Here is a 4,118-nt window from a genome sequence, read left to right on the forward strand (position 1 = left end):
AAAGAATCGCGAAAGGTTGCTTGGACATTTTAGAAAGGGACGTGGCTGTTGCAGAACTCTTCACTGTCGGCCTGATCGGTTCCCCTACTACTTACCAGTGGTCTGAAATGCCTAATTGGCGTCTTTTTTACAGTGAAAACCGGCTTGAATATCCTACTCTCAAAGTATTGCCAGGGTTCTGCAACAGCCACGTTGGACTAGAAAACGTTACACCCTAGGCCAACAGCTGGTGCGGGTTAGTCAACGTTACAACTTCTACTCGTGATGTGTTTCTCGCCATCTGCTGGACAGCTGAGCAATAGACGAGCGCATGCAGCGGGTCGTGTCTAACTCATGTGCAGCAGTCGTCACGTAACCACGGTGGGTCAGTGGCTTACAAGTCAGCAGTTTGTCGCCCGTTACTAGTTGGTTTTTGGTCAACGGGTTCCTACCTTTTGCTCGCGGGCCGCTGCTGGGCCGCTTTCTTACTGCGCGCTATGGCGTCCTACGGCTTCTGCTCCTTGCTTGCGTTCGGGTTACTGCTGCTGAGTGCGCCGGCGCGCAGCCAGGTGGTGCGCTACCGCAATAACGACAGCCCCAAACTGTGGACGGCGATCGAAGTGGATACGTTTGTCCAGCAAATGAACCGGCGCGGCCGCAGTGCCGGCTATGAGTTTCGCGCCCGCATCAACAAAACCATCACGCGGGCCGATACTGTTATTCACGAGTATAATCTGCATGGCACTCCCACCCGCGCCGCCGAGCTGGCGCACCAGCAACAACTGCAGGCCTGGGTCGGCAAACCGCTGCCAGCGTTCTCCTTGCCCGACTTGCAAGGACAGCGGGTGAGTACACAAAGTCTGCGGGGCAAACCCGTGGTGGTGAACCTGTGGTTTACCACCTGCGGGCCCTGCATTGCGGAGATGCCCGAACTTAACCGCATTCATCGTGAGTACGCCACTACGGATGTGGTCTTCCTAGCCCTGACCTTTGACAAAAAAGAGAAGGTGCAGGCGTTCCTCAAAAAGCGCCCCTACGCCTTCCGGCACATCGCGGGGGCCACCACGTACTGCGACCAGTTTACCAGTGGCTACCCCACCACCCTGTTTGTGGATCGCACGGGCATCATCCGCCGCGTGCTCGGCGCTATTCCCATCCGCTACGATGCGGTAACGAACAAGCCGACGGGCGCCGATGATCAGGCCTTCTACGCCGCCCTCAAACAAATACAGGAATAACCCTGGCCTAGTAAGAACCAGACCAGCCGTTGCGTTCAGGGCAAAGCGAAGTGCTGGAAAAAACGCTTTGGTCCGCGAAAGCAGGGCTGGGTCAATGCATCAGGATGGCGTGCTTTGGTTGCTGTCACTAGAAGCCGACCTAAAGGAACCTTGGACATTTTAGAAACGGACTACCACAAGATGTCCAAGGCGGGTATATTTGCTTGATCTCCTCTCCCAACTGCCCCTTTTTAGGCCCTTCTTCTCACAACGGAGGAAAAAATCTGTGGCTAATGGCTCAAGCTGGCTTGTAAGTGCTTGCGGTAACGCTTGACGCTGGAGAGACTGATGCCGGTCAAGGCCACGATTTCGGCCACGGACAGGCCTTTCTCCAGTGCTTTCCGCACTTTGGCTAAATTCTCGGTATCTAACCCCTTCGGCCGGCCGATGTGCTTGCCTTGAGCGGCGGCCAACTGCTGACCCGCTTTAGTCTTCTCCAGGATGCTTTCGCGGTCATATTCCGCCAGCGAGGCGAAAATGGAGAGCATAAACTTGCCGGCCGGCGTGGTGGTGTCGATGCCCAGGTCCAGGGCTTTGAAGTGGATACCACGCTGGTGAAAGAAATTGACTAGATGAATGACGTGGTCGCGGCTGCGGCCCAGGCGGAAGAAGCGTGCCACCAGCACCGTATCGCCCTCCCGCAGTAGCCCCAGCAGCTCATCGAGTGCGGGCCGTTGCAGGCTCATGCCCGTGATTTTGTCCTGGAAGATGCGGTCGCACCCCGCCTTGGTCAGCAGGTCAAGTTGGGTGTCTAGGTTCTGGTCGAGAGTAGAGACGCGGGCGTAGCCGAAGACTTTGTTCATGGGTCAACAAGTTAGGTTCATAAAGACAACCAACTAGTTGGTTCTGGCCCGACTTATTGAATCTGTTTCTGAGTAGTCTTCTGGTAAACCTGACTGCTCGGCACCAGGGTTCAGGAAGCTATGGCTTTCTGAACTTACCTTAAATCAAGCTCGCTATACCTATCGGTGTATAAAAAGAACTGAGCAGGCGTTAGAGTATCTAACGCCTGCTCAGTTGAATATGCGATTGACGAATTAGCTGATAGTAATTACTGCCTTAGCTTGTCGGCTATCGGTGACTTGCCCTTAAGCGAGAACAACTGCTTGCAGCTAGCCAGCAGCACGAGCCCACTTAGCCCGCCTAAAACCCACTGTAGGTTTAGCCAGAACCGGTTTGCTCCCGGGCGCAACGTCACGATGCTCAACTCAATGGTTACTACCAGCAGGAACAAACCACTCAGCAGCAAGGTCAAAAAGATGAGGTAGCGACCCTTGCTCCAGTAATGGCGGTCGAGAAGGGCGTACAAGTGGTCCGGAGAGAGCAACTCGTTCGCGGGTCCCCGCAGCTGGCCATTCGGGGCTAGCGCGTAGGTATGCTTCCATTTGCGATAAAAGAAGATGATGCTGGGCTGGCTTTGCTCATTCTGCTCCACATGAAACCGCACCCCCGAGCGGTGAATACGCGGTAGGAGCGCAGCATAGTATTCTTCAAAGGCAGCCTTCAAGGGCGCTAGGGTATTAAGCATGCAGCGAAGACGAAGTAGGTCCAGCTTCAAAAGTACGGTAACCAGGGATAAAAAAAGCGGTTACCTGATTAGGTAACCGCTGGTGCTTCGAGTAATGGACGACCTAGGCGTGCGCCTTGCTTTTGTGCTTGCCTACCATCGGCGCCGGGACTGCGGTGCCTAGGCTAGTTTGTACCGGGATACCCTCACCCGCAATGAGCCCTTGCGTAAGATCCATTCCGGCGGCGTTGCTGCCAACTAAAAGCATCGAGCGCGTGCCATCGGGCGCCACGCAGTAGTATTGCCGCACGCCCATGCACGTGGGCTGTGCTAGGATCTGCTCAATGAGCTGGCGGCCAAAAAAGAAGCCTTGGGCCACGCCCGGGTGCGCCCGCTGAAAGTTGTTGACCCAGGCGCCGGCGGTCGCCGCGCTGATGAAGCCGCCTTCCGCGCCCGTAAAGTGGGGGGCCTTGGGCTTCAGGGGCTGACGCTGGAAGGCGTCGTATTCGGCTTCCGTCATGAGCAGCGACAGCCCAGCCTCGTTGTAGAAATCACAATCGGGGGGGCAACCCTTGCCGTAATCGCCAATTAAGTCACCGAGCCAACCCGCCGACGTTTCCGTGCAACCAGTCGTGACAAAGCGCAGGTTGCCGTCTTCATTGTAGGCGTGGTAGAAGATCATGCCTACGCAATCGGGTTGCGCCAAGATAGTACGCACCACTTCAAACCCGACAAACAGTGCCTTCGTTTTCCCCAGCGGGTTCTGACGGTACGCTTGCGTGGCGGCTTGCGCTGTTCCCAGTTTCAGCGCACTTCCTTCCGCGCCGGTAAAGAGTTGAGTTGTAATTGGCATGCTAGGCTAATAATGAAGTGTAACGCTAGGCCGATTCCTAGGCGTTCTAAGATAGAAGAGGGGGCGGAAATTTACTAGGACGGTCCTGTAGAAAAGATGGCGTGTCTTATTGCAGCGGCTCTTGCACTATGGCCAGCAGCCAGTTATTACCTGTCGGCAGCCAGAAGAAGTAGTTTTGGTGGAATGTCGCCAACTGGAGTAAGTGACAGCAACGTGGCGCCCGCGCGTAGGTACTTAGCTACCGCTTTGGCCAGTTCGGGGCGCTGGCTGCTTTTGCTAGACTCCACTTCTTAGAAAGTAGCTATGATCGCGGCTGGATCCTTAACATATGCCAGCACCGCTACTTGCTGCGCCGCGAGGCTCAAGCCCAACTCACCTTGTTTCTGCGTAGAAACTTGGTAATAGGTAACGTAAGGCGTCTGAGAACAGGGGCTAGTAGGTAATTTCCAAAGATACATCAAGTGTGTACTACTAGGAAGGGAGGGCCCTAGTATGACACACC

5 protein-coding genes are annotated in these 4,118 nt (G+C 55.3%); 2 read left to right on the forward strand and 3 right to left on the reverse strand.

Annotation, left to right across the window (positions count from 1 at the left end):
- Together BXP70_RS30450 and BXP70_RS28770 are read left to right on the forward strand one after the other, a co-directional pair.
- On the forward strand, nt 1–218 hold a 218-nt coding region (locus BXP70_RS30450), incomplete at its 5' end, for a hypothetical protein (RefSeq protein WP_218779897.1).
- A 258-nt stretch (nt 219–476) separates the two neighbouring features.
- The gene (locus tag BXP70_RS28770) at nt 477–1,217 is read left to right on the forward strand and encodes a TlpA family protein disulfide reductase (RefSeq protein ID WP_143436782.1); all 741 of its coding nucleotides are present in this window, start codon (nt 477–479) and stop codon (nt 1,215–1,217) included.
- Between the two features lie 269 nt (nt 1,218–1,486).
- Here the strand turns inward: BXP70_RS28770 and BXP70_RS28775 are convergent, their stop codons facing one another.
- The 3 genes from BXP70_RS28775 to BXP70_RS28785 form a co-directional block, all read right to left on the reverse strand.
- Complete coding sequence (locus BXP70_RS28775) at nt 1,487–2,059, reverse strand: recombinase family protein (RefSeq protein WP_086597570.1); 573 nt, start codon at nt 2,057–2,059, stop codon at nt 1,487–1,489.
- 248 nt (nt 2,060–2,307) lie between these two features.
- Nucleotides 2,308–2,784 carry a hypothetical protein gene (locus BXP70_RS28780; RefSeq protein WP_086597571.1) on the reverse strand — a complete coding sequence of 159 codons (477 nt, stop codon included), beginning with the start codon at nt 2,782–2,784 and terminating at the stop codon, nt 2,308–2,310.
- Between the two features lie 103 nt (nt 2,785–2,887).
- On the reverse strand, nt 2,888–3,616 hold the full coding sequence (locus BXP70_RS28785; protein WP_086597572.1) for a hypothetical protein: 729 nt from the start codon (nt 3,614–3,616) through the stop codon (nt 2,888–2,890).
- Nucleotides 3,617–4,118 lie beyond the last annotated feature (502 nt).

Origin of the sequence: Hymenobacter crusticola (assembly GCF_002154225.1) — a bacterium.
Lineage (GTDB): Bacteria > Bacteroidota > Bacteroidia > Cytophagales > Hymenobacteraceae > Hymenobacter > Hymenobacter crusticola.